At 38.4% G+C, this 21,516-nt stretch carries 14 protein-coding genes, 3 pseudogenes and 1 riboswitch; of the genes and pseudogenes, 8 read left to right on the forward strand and 9 right to left on the reverse strand.

Annotated elements, in window-relative coordinates; all coding sequences use genetic code 11:
* Positions 1 to 1,059 precede the first annotated feature (1,059 nt).
* Together ACFILH_RS02055 and ACFILH_RS02060 are read right to left on the reverse strand one after the other, a co-directional pair.
* Positions 1,060 to 1,266 (reverse strand): Trm112 family protein, encoded by a 207-nt coding sequence (locus ACFILH_RS02055; RefSeq protein WP_375631497.1) that lies wholly within the window; start codon positions 1,264 to 1,266, stop codon positions 1,060 to 1,062.
* Between the two features lie 13 nt (positions 1,267 to 1,279).
* On the reverse strand, positions 1,280 to 1,942 hold the full coding sequence (locus ACFILH_RS02060; RefSeq protein WP_273791465.1) for an LON peptidase substrate-binding domain-containing protein: 663 nt from the start codon (positions 1,940 to 1,942) through the stop codon (positions 1,280 to 1,282).
* 449 nt (positions 1,943 to 2,391) lie between these two features.
* Positions 2,392 to 2,489, forward strand: a riboswitch (glycine riboswitch).
* Between the two features lie 136 nt (positions 2,490 to 2,625).
* Here ACFILH_RS02060 and gcvT point away from each other — a divergent pair.
* The 3 genes from gcvT to gcvP are packed head-to-tail and all read left to right on the forward strand — an operon-like array spanning position 2,626 to position 6,914.
* The gene (gene gcvT / locus ACFILH_RS02065) at positions 2,626 to 3,738 is read left to right on the forward strand and encodes a glycine cleavage system aminomethyltransferase GcvT (protein ID WP_375663738.1); all 1,113 of its coding nucleotides are present in this window, start codon (positions 2,626 to 2,628) and stop codon (positions 3,736 to 3,738) included.
* A 6-nt stretch (positions 3,739 to 3,744) separates the two neighbouring features.
* Complete coding sequence (gene gcvH / locus ACFILH_RS02070; protein WP_375631501.1) at positions 3,745 to 4,113, forward strand: glycine cleavage system protein GcvH; 369 nt, start codon at positions 3,745 to 3,747, stop codon at positions 4,111 to 4,113.
* Between the two features lie 5 nt (positions 4,114 to 4,118).
* Positions 4,119 to 6,914, forward strand: a complete 2,796-nt coding sequence (gene gcvP / locus ACFILH_RS02075; RefSeq protein ID WP_375657814.1) for an aminomethyl-transferring glycine dehydrogenase — start codon at positions 4,119 to 4,121, stop codon at positions 6,912 to 6,914.
* Positions 6,915 to 8,454: 1,540 nt separating this feature from the next.
* Here gcvP and alr read toward each other — a convergent pair.
* Complete coding sequence (gene alr, locus ACFILH_RS02080; protein ID WP_375631503.1) at positions 8,455 to 9,570, reverse strand: alanine racemase; 1,116 nt, start codon at positions 9,568 to 9,570, stop codon at positions 8,455 to 8,457.
* 803 nt (positions 9,571 to 10,373) lie between these two features.
* Here alr and ACFILH_RS02085 point away from each other — a divergent pair.
* Positions 10,374 to 11,201: a ferredoxin--NADP reductase gene (locus ACFILH_RS02085; protein WP_273791462.1), complete on the forward strand. Its 828-nt coding sequence runs from the start codon at positions 10,374 to 10,376 to the stop codon at positions 11,199 to 11,201.
* 34 nt (positions 11,202 to 11,235) lie between these two features.
* A pseudogene (locus ACFILH_RS02090) lies at positions 11,236 to 11,653 on the forward strand (ferredoxin--NADP reductase); the annotation flags it as partial.
* Here the strand turns inward: ACFILH_RS02090 and eda are convergent.
* Positions 11,632 to 12,297, reverse strand: a complete 666-nt coding sequence (gene eda, locus ACFILH_RS02095; protein WP_375643633.1) for a bifunctional 4-hydroxy-2-oxoglutarate aldolase/2-dehydro-3-deoxy-phosphogluconate aldolase — start codon at positions 12,295 to 12,297, stop codon at positions 11,632 to 11,634. The pseudogene ACFILH_RS02090 and the gene eda overlap by 22 nt on opposite strands.
* A 115-nt stretch (positions 12,298 to 12,412) precedes the next feature.
* Here eda and ACFILH_RS02100 point away from each other — a divergent pair, with 115 nt between their 5' ends.
* From ACFILH_RS02100 to ACFILH_RS02110, 3 genes are all read left to right on the forward strand, one after another.
* Positions 12,413 to 13,330 (forward strand): rhodanese-related sulfurtransferase, encoded by a 918-nt coding sequence (locus ACFILH_RS02100; RefSeq protein WP_273791460.1) that lies wholly within the window; start codon positions 12,413 to 12,415, stop codon positions 13,328 to 13,330.
* Between the two features lie 1,241 nt (positions 13,331 to 14,571).
* Positions 14,572 to 15,705, forward strand: a complete 1,134-nt coding sequence (locus ACFILH_RS02105; RefSeq protein ID WP_273791459.1) for a type III PLP-dependent enzyme — start codon at positions 14,572 to 14,574, stop codon at positions 15,703 to 15,705.
* Positions 15,706 to 15,779: 74 nt separating this feature from the next.
* Positions 15,780 to 16,364, forward strand: a complete 585-nt coding sequence (locus ACFILH_RS02110; RefSeq protein WP_273791458.1) for a GNAT family N-acetyltransferase — start codon at positions 15,780 to 15,782, stop codon at positions 16,362 to 16,364.
* A 1,143-nt stretch (positions 16,365 to 17,507) separates the two neighbouring features.
* Here ACFILH_RS02110 and ACFILH_RS02115 read toward each other — a convergent pair.
* The 5 genes and pseudogenes from ACFILH_RS02115 to ACFILH_RS02135 all read right to left on the reverse strand — a co-directional run bounded on the left by ACFILH_RS02115 (position 17,508) and on the right by ACFILH_RS02135 (position 21,232).
* The gene (locus tag ACFILH_RS02115; protein ID WP_273791457.1) at positions 17,508 to 19,079 is read right to left on the reverse strand and encodes a DHA2 family efflux MFS transporter permease subunit; all 1,572 of its coding nucleotides are present in this window, start codon (positions 19,077 to 19,079) and stop codon (positions 17,508 to 17,510) included.
* Between the two features lie 20 nt (positions 19,080 to 19,099).
* Complete coding sequence (locus ACFILH_RS02120) at positions 19,100 to 20,194, reverse strand: HlyD family secretion protein (RefSeq protein WP_375631506.1); 1,095 nt, start codon at positions 20,192 to 20,194, stop codon at positions 19,100 to 19,102.
* Positions 20,195 to 20,367: 173 nt separating this feature from the next.
* Positions 20,368 to 20,511, reverse strand: a pseudogene (locus ACFILH_RS02125) (transcriptional repressor); the annotation flags it as partial.
* Positions 20,508 to 20,666: pseudogene (locus ACFILH_RS02130) on the reverse strand (HlyD family secretion protein); the annotation flags it as partial. The pseudogenes ACFILH_RS02130 and ACFILH_RS02125, both read right to left, overlap by 4 nt.
* A gap of 173 nt (positions 20,667 to 20,839) precedes the next feature.
* Entirely contained in the window at positions 20,840 to 21,232 is a 393-nt protein-coding gene (locus tag ACFILH_RS02135; protein ID WP_375667285.1) for a Fur family transcriptional regulator, read from the reverse strand.
* Between the last annotated feature and the right edge of the window lie 284 nt (positions 21,233 to 21,516).

The following is a 21,516-nucleotide window of genomic DNA, read 5'->3' on the forward strand; positions in this document are numbered from 1 at the left end:
CATGATTTGCTTTTTATGGTCTATTCATGCATGGCAATCTTATATAAAAAATGGTCAAATGAATCATGCATAAAAGTGTGGATTCTTAAGTGGATTCATATAAAATAATTGCATGTAACACACTGAATTTATTATGTTTTTATGGAATAAGTGTTTCCGGGGTCTGGCAGTGCTGACTCAAAACAGCCCCTTGCTTTTAGTGCTGAAAGCACTTGGACATAACAAGAGCCCCCGGAAATTCCGGGATATCCGCAAAAGCGGTTTTATTTCTAGTTTGAGTTTTTCGGGCTTCCAGACCCTATTTGATTGTCGCGTATACAACCAAAAACACAAGCCTCCTTCATAAGGCAATTACTTTCAATCGTCAATTGAAATTACAACAGTGTTTCTTGTTTGTTTTTTCAAGTTTTCACGTAATTAATGCGTATATTATACATAAAAATATTGCTTGAGATACTTTAGATACTTGTAAAAATTGTAAAGCGAAATTAAAGGGTGATGGCAAGGTAATGGGGTGATTTTCTCCTTTACGATTTTATGTTTTCTCCCCAAAATTAGGCTGTTTCCCCGCTTTGAAAAGTAAACAAACAGATAAATATTCTTGTCCCGATATGGTATACATAAGATGATACAGCTTATCGTTTTTCTTCATCTTAAATCGAGGTATCTCAAACATGTTGCTCGTGAAGGGTATAACGTAAAGTTCATGAAATATAACAATTTTATATTTAATAAATAAATTTCATTTACCTGAGTTGGTTCAAAATGTTATTATAATTCTTGCTTTTAAGAAGTTCATAAGAGCCATTTTTATTCCCTTTTTTAATTGTTTTTATTCAGATGCTTGTGTGGTGCAAGCGAATGGTTTTGATTGCTTCAGTATGAACAGGCTGGAATGAGATAAATCTGATGATATTTTTGGCTTTTGTTACAAGGTGTAAAGCGATATAAATATCTTTATTGTAAAACTCTTTTTTCAGAAATCGTAGATATTGAGATATCATATTGATAGAGGATTGATAGCAGTGGGCTTGTAGAGGAAAATTGCATGAGGGTTTTTTATTTTTTATGCGTTATTTCTTCATTGTTTTGCAAAGGGCGCGCTTCTGAGGCAAGCATAATGGGAACGCCATCACGAATAGGATAGGCAAGTTTGGCTTTGAGAGAAATGAGTTCTTGTGTTTTTCGGTTGAAAGAGAGAGTGCCTTTCGTTATTGGGCAGACGAGCAATTCGAGCATTTTGGGATCTGTGGTCATTTTTTTCATGTTGGGACATTCATTAGTTTAAGCGGTAATCTGTTCTTGTTTGTTTCATGAGTGAGCGCTCTGTTAATGCAAGAAGAGTTTGGGCACGGCTTTCGATATCTGGAGCTTCAAGGAGAGCTTGTTTTTCTGCTGGTGTAAAGGGGATAAGGGCTGAAAAAGCATTAACCAATATAGGTGTAGGGGCTTCTATGATACTGCTCCAATTATATTCCATTTCATGTATGGTTAGATATTTTTCTACAACGTCGAGTAAGTTCTCTCGGTTAATGTTTTCTTCAATATCAAATTCTTGCAAGTCTTTTATGTTTGATTGGATGAGAGCTGTTCGATAGGATTTTGTGTTTGTCAATTCTTGTTCTAAGGTGAAGCGGCAAACACCTTGTAAGATAATGAACAGTTGTCCATTTCCTGTTTCACTGTAGTTTGTAATGCGCCCTATACAGCCTGTTTTATAAAGTTGTGTAGAGAAGCGGTCTGTATCCGATGAAAGTGGTTGAATAATGCCCAATAGACGATCAGTTACCATAACGTTTTCAATCATTTCAAGTGATTCTGGTTCAAAAATGTTGAGTGATAAAAAACCACCGGGTAGTAAGAGTGCACCTTCTAAAGGAAAAAGAGCAATTTGCTTTGGAAGATCATTTTCGCAATTGTAAGAGATATTACCAGCTTTCATGAGTATTTTGTCACCTTTGTTCGGTAGTTTTAGTCTATAGATAGTCGCAATTTATGACACTATGGAGTAAAGCAGAAAAACCACTTCTTGTGCATTAAAATCATACTTATAAAATACTTGAAGTCCTTAATTCTAAATAAAGAATATGAAACCCTATCTTTAAGGTTGAACTGCGCGCGAAAGAATATTGCTTTGCGATCTTTTTAGTGTGTGACGTTTTGCATGATTTTCAAGAGGTATTTTTGTTTATAGCTTTTGATTTTTGTCTTAAATTTCCTAAAATGTGTTCCTTGCAATTTTTGTAAGGTTCAAAAGGACACTATTATAAATCTTTTGAAGTAGCTTATGCAAGTTTTAAAATGAGAACATTTTCATCACTTTACTAATGACAGTGTGATAAAGATAGGCTATAGGTTTAAATATGCTGGAAAGAGCGTTATTGTTTCTTTCATTCTTTTGCGGGAGAGTGCAGATTGCAAATTTTCGCATTGCCGCCGAAGGGGAAATAGCCCATAATCTCTCAGGCTTTAAGGACCGTAAAAGGAAGAAGGCAGATCTGGAAAGTCGGGAGAACCCGCGCCGAAGGTGTAAGCGAAAAATCTTTTCGCGAGTCTCTCAGGTTGATGACAGAGGGGGCAGAGACGGCCATATTCTGTGGGCGTTAGCGCAGCTTTGGAGTTATTATGGGCACAACACAAGAAACATCTTTTTTAAAAACACTTCCTTTATATGATTTGCATGAAAAAGCAGGAGCAAAATTTGGTGCTTTTGCGGGCTGGAACATGCCTTTAACTTATCCTCTTGGCGTTTTGAAAGAACATCTTCATACGCGTGCACATGCAGGACTTTTTGATATTTCTCATATGAAATTGATTGCGGTTGAAGGGGCACAAGCCGTGGAATTTTTGTCCTATGCTTTTCCCATTGATGCAGCAGCTTTAAAGATTGGGCATTCACGGTATAATTATTTGCTTAATGAGCAGGCTGGTATTCTTGATGATCTTATCATTACCCGTTTGGAAGAGGGCCGTTTTATGTTGGTCGCCAATGCTGGGAATGCACAGGCTGATTTCGTAGAATTGGAAAAGCGTGCGGTTGATTTTGAATGTCAAGTGATTGCCCTTGAAAGGGTATTGCTTGCTCTTCAAGGTCCTGAAGCGGCAGCTGTTCTTGCTGATGCCGATTTACCAGGGAATGAATTGTTCTTTATGCAAGGATTCGAACCACAGCAGGATTGGTTTATAACGCGTTCTGGTTATACGGGAGAGGATGGTTTTGAAATTGCTTTGCCTATAGGGCATGCGCATATGTTGGCTGAAAAATTGCTGAGTGATTCTCGTGTTGAGTGGATTGGACTTGCAGCACGCGATAGCTTGCGGTTGGAAGCAGGGCTGTGTTTGCATGGAAATGATATTACCCCTGATACGACACCTATTGATGCGGCTCTAATATGGGCTGTTCCTAAAAGTGTTCGAGAAAAAGCACAATTTTATGGTGCAAAAGCTTTTCTTGAAGCACTGCAAAAAGGACCTGCTCGTTGTCGTGTTGGATTAAAACCGCAAACGCGTCAACCTATTCGTGCCGGTGCGGTACTTCTTGATGATCAAGGTAATGAGATTGGCGTTGTAACATCAGGTGGTTTTGGTCCTTCTTTTGATGGTCCTGTCGCGATGGGTTATGTTCCTGTTGATTTTAAAGTTGAAGGGACACAAGTCTTTACAGAACTGCGAGGCAAAAAGATTGTACTATCAGTTCATTCACTTCCCTTTGTTGAACAACGTTATTTTAAAGGATGATTTTTTATGTCTAAAACTTATTTTACACAAGACCATGAATGGCTTAGCGTTGAAGGGCAAGTGGTGACTGTTGGGGTTACGCATTATGCGCAAGAGCAATTAGGGGATTTGGTTTTTGTTGATTTACCACAAAGTGGAACAAAACTTTCCAAAGGAGAGGCGGCGGCTGTTGTGGAATCAGTGAAGGCGGCTTCAGATGTTTATGCTCCTCTTGATGGTGAAGTGGTCGAAATAAATGAAGCCTTGGCTGATAATCCTGAACTGGTGAATCAGAAATCCGAAACAGAAGGCTGGTTATGGAAAATGACATTGCAGGATGAGACACAACTGGAAGGGTTGTTGGATAAAGATGCTTATAAGGCTTTGATTGGATGAGTGGCATGATCGAGCGTTCTTTTTCTTCTCGACATATTGGGCTTCGTCCTGATGAAACACAAAAAATGCTTGATGTTTTAGAGCTTGATTGTGTTGATACACTCATTTCTCAAGCTGTTCCACACTCTATCCACTTGGGACGTTCATTGAATCTTCCAGAGGCTGCTAGTGAAGGACAAGCCTTGGAAGAACTCTCCAAGATGATGGAGCGTAACCATGTGCACAAAAGTTTTATTGGACAAGGATATCATGGAACTTATGTGCCTCCGGTTATTTTACGAAATCTGTTTGAAAATCCGGCTTGGTATACTGCTTATACGCCTTATCAAGCAGAAATTAGCCAGGGTCGTTTAGAACTTTTGTTTTATTTTCAGACATTGGTTAGTGAACTAACAGGTTTGCCTGTTGCTGCTGCTTCTCTTCTTGATGAAGCAACTGCTTTAGCTGAAGCCAATGCTCTCGCTTTTCGCTTTTCCCGTGAGAAAAAAACAAAAATTTCTCTTCAGAGTCTTTTACATCCTCAGATTTTGAGTGTTGTGCAAACGCGTGCTGAAACACAAGGGATTCAGATTAGCCAAAATGGCGAAATTGCTTCTGATACAGCAGCAATTGTTTTATCTTGGCCAGATACAAAAGGCTCTTTTCATGATTACAGTGAGATCATAAAAGAGGCAAAGGAAAAGGGAGCTTTAGTTATCGTTGTGGCTGATCCTTTAGCGCTTACCCTTATGGAGCCACCGGCTCAATGGGGGGCAGATATCGTTGTTGGCTCTATGCAGCGTTATGGCGTTCCAATGGGATTTGGTGGTCCACATGCTGGTTACCTTGCCGTGAGTGATGCGTTAACGCGGCTTATTCCAGGGCGTATTGTTGGTCAATCCGTGGATACGAGAGGGCGTGTTGGTTTTCGTTTAGCTTTGCAAACACGCGAACAACATATTCGGCGCGATAAAGCGACGTCAAATATTTGTACAGCGCAGGCTTTATTGGCTAATATGGCAACCGCTTATGCTGTTTGGCATGGGCCAAAAGGTTTACAAGAAATTGCGCAGCGAATTCATCATTTAACATGTCGTTTTGTTGCTGGTTTAGAAGCAGCAGGGGTTCATGTTGAAGGGAAAAGCTTTTTTGATTGTGTGAGTATTTCTGTTAAGGGAAAAGCGCGAGAGATTGCGCATCAAGCCAAAATAGGTGGACGCCTTATTCGTGTTCTCGATGATGACACTATTGCAATCAATTTTGATGAATTATCGACAGAAGAAGATGCTGGTGCTTTAGCGCAGCTTTTTGGGGCACAATTAGGCGATCAGGTTTCTCCACAGCTCTATGGAAAAAAACGGGATGCTGCTTTTCTTTCTCAGCCTTTTTTTCATGCTGTTCATTCAGAGACAGATATGATGCGCTTTTTGCGTCGTTTGGCGGATAAGGATTTGGCGCTGGACCGTGCTATGATCCCTCTTGGTTCTTGTACAATGAAGCTTAATGCAGCTGCTGAATTGATGCCTGTGAGTTGGGCGAGCATGGCCAATATACACCCCTTTGTTTCACAAGAGGATGCAGCGGGATATTTGGAGATGATCAACCAGTTAAATGCGTGGTTGTGCGAAATTACAGGATTTGCGCAAGTTTCTTTTCAGCCAAATTCTGGTGCTCAAGGTGAATATGCTGGTCTTTTGGCTATCCGACGATATTACCAATCACGGGGAGAACATCAACGTACAGTTTGTCTTATTCCTGCATCTGCGCATGGTACCAATCCAGCTTCGGCCCATATGGCAGGGATGGAAGTCGTTGTGGTAAAATGTTTAAGCGATGGTGATGTTGATGTAGACGATCTCAAAATGAAAGCGCAATTGCATAAAGATAAATTGGCTGCTCTCATGATTACTTATCCTTCAACCCATGGTGTTTACGAGGAAAGCATTAAGGAAATTTGTTCTATTATTCATGAAAATGGCGGACAAGTTTATTTTGATGGTGCTAATCTCAATGCCCTTGTGGGTCTTGCTCGTCCTGCGGATATTGGCGCTGATGTTTGTCATATGAATCTTCATAAAACATTTGCTATTCCTCATGGTGGTGGTGGTCCTGGTATGGGACCAATTGGAGTTGCAGCGCATCTCAAACCATTCTTACCAGGTCATGAACAGGATGGGACAACACATGCGGTTTCTGCTGCTCCTTATGGAAGTGCGTCTATTCTTGCAATTACATGGATGTATATTCGAATGATGGGGGCTGATGGCTTAAAATATGCAACACAAATAGCCATTTTAAATGCCAATTATATTGCGGCACGTCTTTCAGCCGCTTATTCCATTCTTTATCGGGGCAAGCATGGACGTGTTGCGCACGAATGTATTGTGGATACACGCGTGTTGAAAGAGCAGTATGGGGTGAGTGTTGATGATATTGCAAAACGTCTCATTGATTATGGATTTCATGCGCCCACGATGTCGTTCCCTGTTCCGGGAACTTTGATGATTGAGCCAACGGAATCAGAACCAAAAGCAGAGATTGATCGTTTTTGTGATGCTTTACTCTCTATTGCTGAAGAAGCTAAGAAAGTTGGTAGCGGGGTTTGGCCAAAAGACAATAATCCATTGGTGAATGCCCCTCATACAGTGGCAGATACTTTAGATGATGCTTGGGCACGACCCTATTCGCGACAAGAAGCGGCTTTTCCCAACAGTTCTCTTGATCCAGCCAATAAATATTGGCCTCCTGTATCGCGTATTGATAATGTTGCGGGAGACAGAATGCTCATTTGTTCGTGCCCGCCATTGGGAAATACCTATTAAATAACAAATATGTATTTAATTTATTTATTTGCATAAACAAAAAAAGCCCACACATTTTGTGTGGGTTTTTTACTTGTTGATCATGATGGCGTTATTTGTCTATTTTCTAGAATTTTGCATTGTTTTTTTACAACATGAGCAAAATCGAAAAAGTCGACAAAAAAGCTGTGTTTTGTCGGCAATAGGCATGCTCTCCTTTGTCTTCTACCGTATGACATGGTTTTAGTGACTAGTCGGCATCGGTTTAGCCAGCTAATTCATGTAAACGAGAGTGAAACCTATGAGGATAGGGGCACGTCTGTTGCATGTGTTGTGATATACTACTTCTCATTAAGGTGACGACGACCGGTTGTAGAAAGAATAAAATCAAATTTAATGTTTTTGATGATAAAGACACGCGAAACTCTGTTGTTGCATCTTTTCGAGTCAAGAATTGTCTAAATATTGCTCTTTAATCTGCTTTTTGTAAATATGATGAAAAAATATGTAAGAACACCTGTTAGAATGAGCAAACGCAAAGTCAAATGTATTATGGTTTTTTTTACAAGGGGTCTTATAAAAGCCGGCACATCTTTCCACTTCATTGCAGGTCAGTTTGTGACTTTACGGCGCTGTTTTTCTAAGAGCCCGTGTTCTTTCGCTGTTGCCTGTAAATCAACATCCAAACTTAACGCAGCGACATGTTTTAAGTCAGAGATTGAGAAAAAAAGAGCTTTATGAGTCGTTCCTGCTTTTGTCTGTCAGATGAGGGCGGGGGGATTGTGTATTTCTGTTGACGTAACCTTTGAAACTGGAAGACAATCTAATTTTGGGAAAATGTAAAGCCGTAAAGGTGAAAATCAATCCTCAGTTTGTCATCTCCTCTTAATTCAGCTTTGCGGCTTTCAAAAGCATTTAAAGTAATATTTTTTTAATAATGGGGATTACACATTGCTCCATACTTTATATTTATTGTGTTCTTTAGTGGGGGAATGATCCTCATGTAAAACAGAACGCTTCAAAAAGAATATACTTGAGTTGTTAATTCACGTGTTTGTTTTAAAGAGACACTTCGCTCCCAATCCCATTTCGCGACGGCGCTCGTGAATGGTGTAAGGGTAAATCCATTGATTCCCCCCAATCTTTACGCTCTATGAAGAAGGAAGTTGGCACTATCATACACTTTTCCAGCTCGTGGGTGCTGCTTACAGCCCTTGGTATTTGAGGCGGTTCATTAGAAGCATTATTCTTTTCTTAAATCATTTTTATCTACACATAGTTCAGCTTGTGGTATGCAAGCGAATGATTTTAATTGGGCAGTTAATTTTAAAAACTTTGTAGTAGATGCTTTTTTGTCAATTTATGGGGAAAGGCTATGTTTTTGTATTTTGGGTGAAAGCTACTTCCATAAAACAGTCCATCAACTTGTCTGTTTTGAGATTTCTGTGAATGTACGGTGTCTATGACCATTCTATGTGGTTGATTGTTGTAAAATCTTTTGTAAAAGCTCCTTAATTTTCTAAAAGGATGATTTTTATCAATTTATTTTTTTAAAGAGTTTTTATGTGTAAATGTATTTATAGCGGGAGCCAAGAGATGTTAGAATTTCATTGGGAAGGGTATCGGCATCTATAGATACTTTTTCAAGTGTTTGATGGGGCCCAATGAGTTCTACCCAGTCACCTGTTTGAGGTTTTTGTTCAAGATCGGTCGTATCTACAATAATGGAATCCATAGAAACCCGCCCAACCATGGGAAGTTTGTGCCCGTTGAAATAAACTGTTCCTTTATTCGAAAGAGCACGGAGCCAGCCGTCTGCGTAGCCTATAGAAATGGTTGCAAGAGTGCTTGGTCTGTTGGTTATAAAGCTTTCTCCATAACCAATAGGTGCTCCTATATCAACAACGCGGCTTTGAATGACTTGGGCTTCAAGTCTTAAAACAGGTTTTAGAAGGGATGTGTGTTTTTCTTGGGGGGCGATTCCGTAAAGTGCAATACCGGGACGAACAAGATCAAAATAAAAATCTGATCCTAGAAAGATACCTCCAGAATTGGCAAAGGAAACTTTGCAAGCAGGCAATTGCGCAAGGATCGTTTTGAAAGCAGTCAATTGGGCATAATTTGATGGATGGGTATCATCTTCTCCGTTAGAAAGGTGACTAAGAATATATTTTATTTCTGCTTTTTCGAAAATTGTAGGGTGTTTGATGAGTTTTTGTAATTCTTTTTGATTAAGTCCTAATCGGTTCATATGGGTATCGATTTGAACAATTGCTGGAAATTTTTTATCTTTTTTTTGACAAATTTTTTGCCAATTTTCAATGGCATTCCAAGAGTTTAGAACAGGAACAATACCAGATTGTGCGACAAACTCTTCTGCTAAGTGTGGAAGTCCATTCAGAAGGGAAATCGTGACATTTGATGGTAAAATGCTTTTTAATTGGAGTGCTTCTATGATTTGGGCGACAAAAAAAGTGCGACAACCAGCTTGATAAAGGGCAGGAGCAATTTTGTGAGCTCCTAATCCATAGGCGTTTGCCTTTACAACTGCTGAACATTGCGTTGGAGCTACACGTTTGGCTAAAGTGATATAATTGGCAACAATGGCACTGACATCGACGGTTGCTACAGCTGCATAGAGTGATGTATCTATTTCATCATTAACGGATTTTTTCATTTTAAAAGCTTATCTGTGTTCGTGAAATACGGGGTTTTTTGGTTATTTCATTGAGGTTCTTTACGATATAGGGAAAGGCACTATTTTCTATGGTCAAAATCATAAGAATCCTATACTGCCATTAAAGTCGTTTTTTATGTAAAATGCTACTTTGGATATAAGAGATACTTTAGTTTTATTTGTGTTGTTATCAACATGGTATCTTCTAATAATTTGTAAAACATAAACTTTTTACTTATTTTCCCTAGTTTAGGCATATAAAAAATAAACATAGTTTATTGTATTGTATCATTTTGAAGAGTGCAATATTAGGCTGTTGTTGCTGGTGCGATTGTTTTGATTAAATATTGCACTGGCTGCTTATTCAGAGAAGATAAAATGATTAAATTAACCACGTTAAATCAATGCATTACAAGTTTTTTACCATGAGGGGAAAGATCACTTATCTGTGCAATTTTGGATGTCGTCTTATGCACTTAAAATTATTTTTGTTAAATGGAAAACAGTGTGTAAACATTTTCTGATACATTAAAAACTGTTGACTTAGAAAACCCGTTGATTTGGATATTATTTATTTTCAAGATGGATTGGGTATCCAATATTTACTTTCTAGTCTTTGATTGGTTTTAAGTGAAATCAATTTTATCGCTGATAGCGCGCGCTAGATTCATTTATTTAATTTTGACATAAAAGTGTTAACCTTGAGGCTTTTGTTTTAAGAAAATTGTTGGCAGATGGTTGTGCAAGTACTATATCACGTCAAGGATTCGAAATTTAACGTTCAATAAAATATAGGGAAGAGTATGAATACGTCTGCTACCAATGTTCCGTCAAGCATCAGCAGCGTTGCAAATTTTCCGATTCCTGAGAATGTGTTCGCCCTTACTGTCCAAGAGGTTTGTCACTACACAGATCGGTTATTTAAATTCCGTCTGAATCGTCCGGAAAGTTTTCGTTTTCGTTCGGGTGAGTTTGTTATGATCGGTTTGCCAAATGCAGAAAAGCCGATTTATCGCGCTTATTCGATTGCAAGCCCCTTTTGGGATGAACAGCTTGAGTTTTTTTCGATAAAAGTTCCAGGGGGACCTTTAACCGAGCATCTCCAAAAAATTAAAATTGGTGATACAGTTCTCATGCGTAAAAAATCTACAGGAACGCTGGTTCTTGATGCTCTTATTCCTGGAAAACGTCTTTATCTTCTTTCAACTGGGACGGGAATTGCTCCTTTTGCAAGCCTTATTCGTGATCCTGAAACTTATGAAAAGTTTGCAGAAGTTGTCCTTATTCAAACAACGCGCGAAAAGAATGAGTTAATTTATGCAAAAGATCTTGTTTCCTCTTTGCAACAAGATCCACTCATTGGAGAGTATGCACAACAGTTGAGATTTTATCCTATGACTACTCGTGAATCTTCTGAGCATATGGGGCGTATTACGACGGTTATGGAAAGTGGGGACTTTTTTGAAACAACTGGCCTTCCTAAAATTCATCCTGATGAAGATCGGGTGATGATTTGTGGTTCCATGGCAATGTTAAAAGATTGCGCAAGGATGTGTGAAAGCTTTGGTCTTGTTGAAGGGGCCAATAATGCTCCTGCTACTTATGTTGTAGAGCGCGCTTTTGTGGAGTAATGGGTGGGAAAATTGGTGCTTTATCTTCTTTCAAAGCGGTACAGATTTTTTTCCTTTTGCAAGCTTTATTCGTGATTCTGACACTTATGAAAAATTTTCAGAAGTTGTTCTTATTTAAATAACGCGCGAAAAGAATGAGTTAATTTGTGCAAAAGATCTTGTTTTCTCTTTGCAACAAGATTCATTCATTGGGCATATGCACAACAGTTGAAATTTTATCCTATGACTACTTGTGAGCTTTCTGAGCATATGGGGCGTATTACGACTGTTATGGAGAGTGGGAGCTTTTTTGAAACAATAGCACTCCCCAAAATTCATCTCGATGAAGATCGGGTGATGATTTGTGGTTCCATGGCAATGTTAAAAGATTGCGTAAGGATGTGTGAAAGCTTTGGTCTTGTTGAAGGGGCTGATATTCTTGCACTTTATATTATATTGTAGAAAGAGCTTTTTTTGAGGGAGAGGGAAGTTGTGATGCGGTATATGCTAATGCAGCAATCGAATCCCAATCACTTATTGCAATGAGTTGTTGGGGCGCTATCCAAGAACCACCAACGCAGAAGACATTGGGCAGTTGGAGCCATTGTGTTGCACTTTTTTGTGTAATACCGCCTGTTGGGCAAAACCGGATATCAGAGAAGGGAGATGCTAAAGCTTCAATGAAGGAAATACCTCCAGCAGCTTCAGCAGGGAAAAATTTAAGATATGAATAGCCTTTGTTTAATGCTTGCATGAGTTCACTTGGGGTCATTGCAGCGGGAAGAAGGGGAATTTCACTATTTTTTGCACAATTGATTAGTTCATTGGATAATCCGGGGCTTACAATAAACTTGGCTCCAGCTTGTTCGGCTTTTTCGTAATGTGTTGTGTTGAGAATTGTGCCGGCTCCAACAATTGCTTCAGGGACTTCTTGTGTAATTTTCTGAATTGCTTTGAGGGCATTTGGTGTTCGCAAGGTGATCTCAATTGTTTTTAATCCACCTTTGACAAGAGCGCGTGTTAAGGGTACAGCACTTTGTAGATTGTCAATGAGCAAAACAGGTATAACAGTTTGTCCTTGGAGATATAATAAAAGCTTTTCTCTTTTTTGGCACATGATATTTTTTCTTCTTGGAGATGATATTGTTTGTATCGTTTGATTAAGCACAATATGTTAAAGAGTACATGAATAAATCTTGAAATTGAATGAAACGCGCGTTATGGCAAAACACATGGAAAAGAATTTTAAAGTTGCTGCACTTTATTGCTTTGCAGATTTGAAACATTATCATCAATTACAAAAACCTTTGCAGGAATTATGTCAAGCAAAGGATATCAAAGGCACTCTGCTTTTAGCACAAGAGGGAATTAATGGAACAGTTGCTGGTTCTTGTGCGGCAATTGAGGCATTGGTGGACTTTATTATGGCTGAACCAGCGTTTCAAACGCCGGAGATTAAATATTCATGGGCATCAAAAATGCCTTTTCATCGCATGAAAGTGCGGTTGAAAAAAGAGATTGTGACAATGGGGGTTGAAGGGGTTGATCCGCTAAAAGTTGTTGGTACTTATGTGGATCCTGAAGATTGGAATGCTCTTATTCAAGATGAAGAGACAATTTTGATCGATACGCGTAATGATTATGAATATGCAATAGGGAGTTTTCAAGGAGCGATTGATCCGCAGATTAAAACATTTCGCGAATTTCCTGAATGGGTGCGTAAACATGAGGCTGAGTTAAAGAAAAAAAAGAAAATTGCCATGTTTTGTACAGGTGGTATTCGGTGTGAAAAATCAACAGCTTATGTTCGTGATCTTGGTTATGAGCAAGTCTACCATCTAAAAGGAGGTATTCTCAAATATTTAGAAAAAATTCCAAAAGAGAAAAGTTTATGGTGGGGTGAGTGTTTTGTTTTTGATGAGCGTGTTTCTGTTCATCATGGTCTTGAAGAATGTGGACGCGAATTATGTCGCGCGTGTCGTTCTCCTCTTAATGCTGAAAGCAAATTATCGCCTCATTATGAGGAAGGTGTTTCCTGTGATGCTTGTTATAACACGCGTAGTGAAGCCGATAGAGAGCGCTTTCGTGAGCGCCATAGGCAGTTTCAATTGTTGAAGTTGCGTGCAATTGATTCTCATCAAGGGACATAAGGATATCGCAGTGTAGGGCTTTAAATTGTAGCGTTTTTCTCTTAAATTTAAGAGAGAAGAGTTTTTTAATATTAGTAGAAAAATATTTTATAAGACCGGATATTATTCGGTCTTTTTGTTTATGTTAAATTATTTGACTTATAAGTAATCATTATAGATTGTTTGCTTTCTTTTATTTTATAGGATTGAGTATTTCAAATACTTTTCATTTTAAAATAGAAAAGTCATTTACGAACAATTTAGCACATTGATTTATAATAATTGGCTATTTACATCTTGAATAAGAGATCTAAATATCGTCAGGATTCTCTCATTCCAAGCCTGTTTCTATGGTTGAATCAATAAAAACCATATCTCTTCCACGTTACAAGCGGGGAAAGTCACGTGGAGTAAAACAATACAAGAAGGACGTGCCTCTTATTAATCGTCTCAAATGTCAAGGGCTGTCACAACATTGGGGGCTTAGTGTGTGATGATGATCAGCTTGCTCTTTTATGAAGCCTAAAAATAGTGGGTTCAATAGATTTTATATTATTTTATTGGGGGTACTATTCTATCATTTATGGGCGCTGGTGTGAAGTTGGCTCGAGCACTTTAAGAAATGTTTCTTTAAAGAAAGTACGTGAAGATACAACCCAACTATATTCCGTTTGGGGTATTCTGTTTTACATGAGGGGAGTGATCCCATGAAAGTGGATGAATGACCTTGTTTGGTGGGGGAGAGTGTTGTTTTTTCGCATCATTTTATCTTTAAGAATTAAAAAATGTTTAAAATTAAAAAAATGATTGAAATGAGAAAGAATTCGTTTTATAGGATGCCTTGCCCAAAGTCGCACGTGCCTGTGGGTGTCCGCTGGTTCTCAAATGGTGAGATTAACCGGTACGGTACCTGGAACTAACCGCTCCAGTCATTCTTACAGCCAATTGCAAGAATGAGGACATCTTGAAGCAACGACGGTGCGGGCCTTTCTGGTGTCTTCCAGCTTTTAAATGCTGGGATAACTATAGAGGCACACCTCATTGCCTTCAGTGCGGAAGTGGTTTTCTCAACTCCAATCAAAAAGGCATATAAAATAGAATAACGCGGTTTCGCGCTGTTCTTTCGCAGCATGCAATGCTAATTTCTGGTTTTTTGTAATCAGAATGGGGATGGTTGTTGTGTGTTTTTTGTCCTTTAGCTTTTGGCAGCTTTGGCTGTCTAAGCATAGAGTGGGGGAGCGTTCCCTCAAGGAGAATTGCAGATGGCAACGCAACGTATTCGCGATTTTCTTGCAACACATCGTTCTGAAGGTCCATGCTTAATTGTTGACCTTGATGTTGTTCGTGATAACTATTTAAATTTTGAAAAAGCTCTGCCGCAGTCTCGTATTTTTTACGCAATAAAGGCAAATCCAGCTCCTGAAATCTTGCGTTTGCTAAGTTCTTTAGGATCTTCTTTTGATGCGGCTTCTGTTGCAGAAATTGAAATGGCTTTAAAAGCAGGAGCAACGTCAGAGCGTATTTCTTTTGGAAATACGATTAAAAAAGAGCGTGATATTGCACGAGCATATGCATTGGGAGTTTCACTTTATGCTGTTGATTGTGTTGAAGAAGTGGAAAAAATTGCGCGTGTTGCTCCAGGAGCACGTGTTTTTTGCCGTGTTCTTACCGATGGCAAAGGTGCAGAGTGGCCATTGTCACGCAAATTTGGTTGTGTTCCAGATATGGCGGTTGATGTTCTAAGACGGGCACACCAATTGGGTTTGCAAGCCTATGGTGTTTCTTTTCATGTTGGATCTCAGCAGGTTGATTTGAGTGCGTGGGATCGTGCTTTATCGGATGCTTCTACAGTTTTTAAGCGTTTGGAACAAGAAGGAATTTCACTAAGGTTGGTGAATATGGGGGGCGGTTTTCCAACGCGTTATTTGAAAGATGTCCCTACAGAACAAGCTTATGGTACAGCAGTTTTTGATTCATTGAAAAAGCATTTTGGTAATCGTATCCCTGAGACGATTATTGAGCCAGGACGTGCGATGGTTGGCAATGCTGGTGTTATTCGTACAGAAGTTGTTCTAATATCTAAAAAAGCTGATAACGATAATGTACGATGGGTTTATCTTGATATTGGGAAATTTAATGGTCTTGCTGAGACTATGGATGAAGCCATTCGTTATCCTATTGAGACACCTCATGATGATAAGGTGATGGAGCCTTGTATTTTGGCTGGACCGACATGCGATTCGGCAGATGTTCTCTATGAAAAAACACCTTATCCGCTTCCTCTATCCCTAACGATAGGAGATGAAATATTGATTCATGGAACGGGTGCTTACACAACAACTTACGCATCGGTTGCTTTTAATGGTTTTGAGCCTTTACGATCATATGTGATCTGACATTTCCTTTTAACTATAGTTTTTTAGATTTTTTGCTATGCTCGTCATGGCGCTGTAAGAGGGCGGTTATAGAGATGAACATGATTAATTTTCAAACAAAAGATGGGGCATGTTTTACACTTTTATTGGAGCAAGAAGCCGATAAGCCTTATCGAGAAAATTTGCTTGATTCAATGATGGGGTATGGACGTAAACGTAAATCATCAGAGGTTTTACGTCGTGGTCGTTTGGCTGCTCAAGGGCTCTCTTTTGTGGTTAAAAATGTGCTTGGAGAGCTTGTGGGAAGTGTCCGTCTTTGGCATGTTTCTTTTTCTAAAGAAAAAAATGAAACACAACATGCTTTACTTTTAGGCCCCTTGGCTGTTGCGTCTGAATGTGCTGGTATGGGAATAGGATCAATTTTAGTCCGCCATGCAATTGAAACAGCAAAAAAATTGGGATATGGCGCCATTTTGCTGGTAGGGGATTTTGAATTTTATCAACGTTTTGGCTTTTCAAATAGTTTAACAGAAAATTTGGCAATGCCTGGTCCTTACGAAAAACATCGCTTTCAAGCGTTGGAACTGATACCACATTATCTTTCTGGGTGTTATGGCACTTTGGTTCCTAGTGGAGAACGAGAAGTTTCAAATCGTTTTCAGCATCATAAAGTCGCTTGAAGATAGTGTTTATTTCGTTTTTCAGCAGCTGCCATTGAGAAGAGCATACCGTTTTGACAGTGCCAAGGTATTTAGCGGTACAAAGTTTTGGGGAGTTGTATTGCGATTTTATTATATGGCTTTTTCTTTATGGGGCTGGTTTCTTATTTTTGATAATTTCAGTTAAGTGAGTAAGAATATATTTTAAGCTCATTTTTTGAAATAGTGTCTTATTTTATAATACTGAAGGAACCGGATTTTTGAGTTGTCTTGTGTTCTTTTAAAGTCGCTATCATCATACAGTTTTCCAGTTTTCAATATCGTTGATAAATCTTGCATAAAAACGGTTGGATATTTTACTTTTTTCTTAAACAGTTTTTATTTCTTTGCTTTTTATGTGCAAGGGAATGGTTTTGATTGATTCAATAGAGAGATATTTTGAGAAATTTTATACAATTTCAGCTCTTGTTGAAAGAGAAGGGGCTTAAGAAAGAAAAATATGTAGCAGTAGAATCAAAATTGTAAGTATCAGCTTTTTTTAAAGAGTGTAAAAAAATAAAATTACATGTTTAAAAGCAGCTTTTTTGAAAAAAAAATATCATTACTTTTTTGCTATAAAGGTAAATCGTTTTGCAATTGGCATGAGAGTATCAAATACAAAATGATTTTCTCATGTAAAATTTTGCATTCAGAATCAAAAAAAAACGTTATCCTACACATTATAAGAGAAATATGTGCGTGAATAAAAATCACAAGAATCATAAATCTTTTATGAATATTCTTGTAAGAATCAAAAGAGTGAAGGGCACAGAATCTTAACAAAATAGTTTTTATGAGGATAGTAGCGTAAAAAGGGGGTAGATAGATGAGAGATTTAATCTTTTGTGCCCTATGGTGATAAATCAAAAATCTTATAGAAATGGCTGCTTTATCTTTATGGTGTGGAGCACTTTAGATAAGCTCTTTGTTTATTATCATCTAGAACAATTTTTGTATGCGAGAAGTTGTTTTTAAGTGCGGAAAGAGCCCGCATTAAAAGAATTTTTATCAGAAGAATCATTTAGAATCATATGTTTATTTATACTGTCTCTTGAGACAAGATAAAGTGCATAGGAAACGAGCAAAGTGATAAGGATAAAAAATATTTCTCAATTTTAATTAAGCTTAGTGATTTGGTGGTGAATCCATGAGAGGTGGTATTTTTTTGAGAAACATGGTCATAAATGTCAAAACACCAAAAATGATGGTTATGATAAAGAAAATATCACTAATAGCCATAATGGTTGCTTGTATGCGTACCATACCAAACAATTGAGAAAGAGCCAGAGTATAGGAATCAAAGGTTTCTGTTTTGAATAATACAGTAAGATTTGAAAGCATTTCAGTTGCTTGTCTGTTTGCGTAGTTAAGAGTTTCGGCTATTCGTTCATGATGGAAGTCTGTGCGTTTTGTTATGAGAGTGTTGATAATGGCAAGCCCTACAGCCCCACCTAGATTCCGGGTGAGATTAAAGAGTCCAGAAGCATTTTGCATCCGTTCTGGTGGGAGTGTTCCCAAGGCAATATTATTAATAGGAACCATACATAACATTACAGAAGCACCACGGAAAACTTGCGGCCAAAAAAGCTGCCAAAAATCCCAGTTATCTGTGATAGAGCTCGCCATCCAAATACCTATTGCAAAACCAAAAAGTCCTATTGCCATCATTAAACGTGCATCCATTCGTGCTGAAAGAAATCCAGCAAGCGGGGCAGTTAATAACATGACGAATCCTGAAAGAAACAATGTTTCTCCAATCATGAGGGCATCAAAGTGGCGGATTTGGCTTAAATAGACAGGATAAAGGTACGTGAGTCCATAAAGGCCTATTCCCAATGAAAAGGAAAAAATGGATGCAGCTGAAAAATTAAAATTAGAAAAAGTAGAGAGATCTACAATGGGTTCTTTTACTGTAAAAGCACGCCAGAAGAATAAGGCTGCAGCAAGAATCATGGTAATGAACAAATCCCGAATCAGCGTATCACTCAGCCAATCATGACGTGCTCCTTCTTCTAGAATATACTCTAAAGTTCCCAAGAAAGTAGCCATAGAAATGAATCCTAACCAATCAAACTTCTTCATTAAAGAGGGATCAGCTTTATCAAAATCAATTAATTTCCAAGCGAGAATTGAGATGATAATCCCGCAGGGTACATTGATGAGAAAGAGCCAATGCCATGATGAGAGATGACAAATATAGCCTCCCACGGTTGGACCAATGGTGGGGGCCAATGTTGCTACTAGTCCAACAATAGGGGTAACAATTGGGCGTTTGGAAGGAGGAAAAAGAACATAAGAGGCGACAAAAACGCTTGGGATAATTCCTCCACCAATAAAACCTTGTAGTGCGCGATACAAAATCATCTCTCCAATAGATGTTGCTGTTGCACAAAGAACAGAAGTAATCGTAAACCCGATCGCTGATATGGTGAAGAAAACACGTGTTGAAAGCAATCTTCCTAAAAATCCAGAAAGCGGCAACATGATGACTTCAGCGATGAGATAGGAAGTTTGAACCCATGAAATTTCTTCAGAGCTTGCTGTAAGACCCGCTTGAATTTCAGCTAAAGAAGAGGAAACGATTTGGATATCTAAGATTGCCATAAACATGCCAAAAGACATAGCAATAAAAACTACAATTTTGCGCATTCCTATGCGTTCTTGAGACTGTATGAGCTCTGGTATGGAAGATGTCATAGTAAGATCTTCTACTTTTTTTATAAGAGACTTTTATCTTGTGGCTTTGTACGTGTATCAATTTTCACTGAAACACTCATTCCTGCTCGGATATGTCCGGTTTTTAAGACTTCTTCTGGAATAGAAATACGTACGGGAATGCGCTGGACAATCTTTGTAAAGTTACCGGTAGCATTTTGTGGAGGCAGAAGAGAAAAAACAGCGCCTGTTGCGGGCGAAATAGAAAGCACTGTTCCTGTAAAAACATCATCTTCGAAGGCATCAACAGAAATATAAGCTTTTTGTCCGGTATGAATGTCTTGTAGCTGTGTTTCTTTATAGTTTGCTTCAATATAAAGTGCATGTATGGGGACTAACGCCGCAAGACGTTGGCCATTTACAACAAAATCTCCCGTTTTTGCTGTTAAATTTCCTATAACTCCATCAAATGGCGCTCGTATAATGGTCGAATCAAGATCACGTTGTGCTTTTTTACGCGAGAGCTCTAAACTCTTTGTTTCGCTTTCTGTTTCACTTCGTTGTGCTTCTAGCACTCGGATATTTGCACGTGCTGAAGCCATTTTTGCATCCGCTCTGTTAACATTCGCAATGGCTTGTTCATAAGCGGATTTGGCATCATCAACATTGGATTGAGGAGCATAACGATTGGCTTTCAGTTCTGTTACACGTTTTAAGGTGAGTTGTGCATTGGTTGCTATGGCTGAAGCGGCTGCTTTTTGTGCTTTTGCATCATCTAAAGAACTACGAGCGGCTGTGATTTGCGCATCAATGCGTAGAAGTGTTTTTTTCTGTGTGTTAAGATGCGCTTCTGTTTGATCCAAGGCTATTTTATAATCACCATTGTCTAGGTAAAATAAAACATCGTCCTTTTTTACAACTTGGTTGGCTTTAATGGCAATTTTTTCAATATACCCATTTAATTTAGTCGCAATAGCGGCTATATCTCCTTGCACATAGGCATCTTCAGTGGACAGCATATAACGCCATTGCGTCGTCCACTTATAGCTAAACCAAAGTACAAAAAGCGCAAAGACGATAAGAAGAGCCTTGATTACTTTTTTTCGTTTCGTTTTATCGAGATTTTTTGTTGAAAAAATGGTCTCAGATACGGACATGATTTTATACTTTCAATATTTATGTTCTAACGAGTATAATAAGCCTCTCACTCTAGGGTAGGGTGATATATGCACGGACGATAAGAGCTTTTCCAACAATAAGGCGATTCCTGCTACATAATGCTAAATATATAAACTTGCAAGTTAGAGATCTTATTTCCAAGTTAGATGTCTTATTTTATTGCGCATTTTTTACAAAGACCTCGTACTTCTAGGGTGCTTTTGTGTGCTTGGAAGCCAACCGCTTGAACCATCTGTTTTAAACTTGATACAATCGTTTGATTTTGTATTTCGTTGACTGTGCCACAGTTTAGGCATCTTCAGTGGACAGCATATAACACCATTGCGTCGTCCACTTATAGCTAAACCAAAGTACAAAAAGCGCAAAGACGATAAGAAGAGCTTTGATTACTTTTTTTCGTTTCATTTTATCGAGATTTTTTGTTGAAAAAATGGTCTCAGATACGGACATGATTTTATACTTTCAATATTTATGTTCTAACGAGTATAATAAGCCTCTCACTCTAGGGTAGGGTGATATATGCACGGACGATAAGAGCTTTTCCAACAATAAGGCGATCCCTGCTACATAATACTAAATATATAAACTTGCAAGTTAGAGATCTTATTTTCAAGTTAGATGTCTTATTTTATTGCGCATTTTTTACAAAGACCTCGTACTTCTAGGGTGCTTTTGTGTGCTTGGAAGCCAACCGCTTGAACCATCTGTTTTAAACTTGATACAATCGTTTGATTTTGTATTTCGTTGACTGTGCCACAGTTTACGCAAATTATAAACGTTGTAAGTTCATGTTGACAGTTTTCAGGGTGTAAACAGACCATAAAGGCATTTACACTTTCAAGACGATGAATACACTTTAACTGTACGAGTTTTTCTAACGCACGATAAACTTGGAGAGGTGCGCGAAAACCTTCTTCGCGTAAGTTATTGAGAATCGCATAAGCACTTAAAGGCCCTTTTGCATTTTTTAAAGTATTTAAAACCAATGTTTGGTTACGCGTCAGTTTAGATGACATTGACATCTTCCTTTTGCTCCCATGGAAAAGCATAAAGCGTGTAAGATATTTATGCAATGGTGATTATAGAATATGTACTCTAATCTTTAGCCTTTTACATGACATCATTGCGATATGTAAGAAAAGTTGCAACCGTTGTGAGGGGAGGGGTATTATAATCTGAAAGCCGCTGCTATCCAGCAAGAAACTTTTATACGCTTCTTATTTTTCCAATAATGTCTTGAAATAGGATTTTTTGTTACAATATTTTATTGGAAATGTTTGGGTTATTTTATTTAAAAAAA

It is taken from the genome of Bartonella sp. CL435QHHD, from assembly GCF_042195095.1.
Classification (GTDB): Bacteria; Pseudomonadota; Alphaproteobacteria; order Rhizobiales; family Rhizobiaceae; genus Bartonella.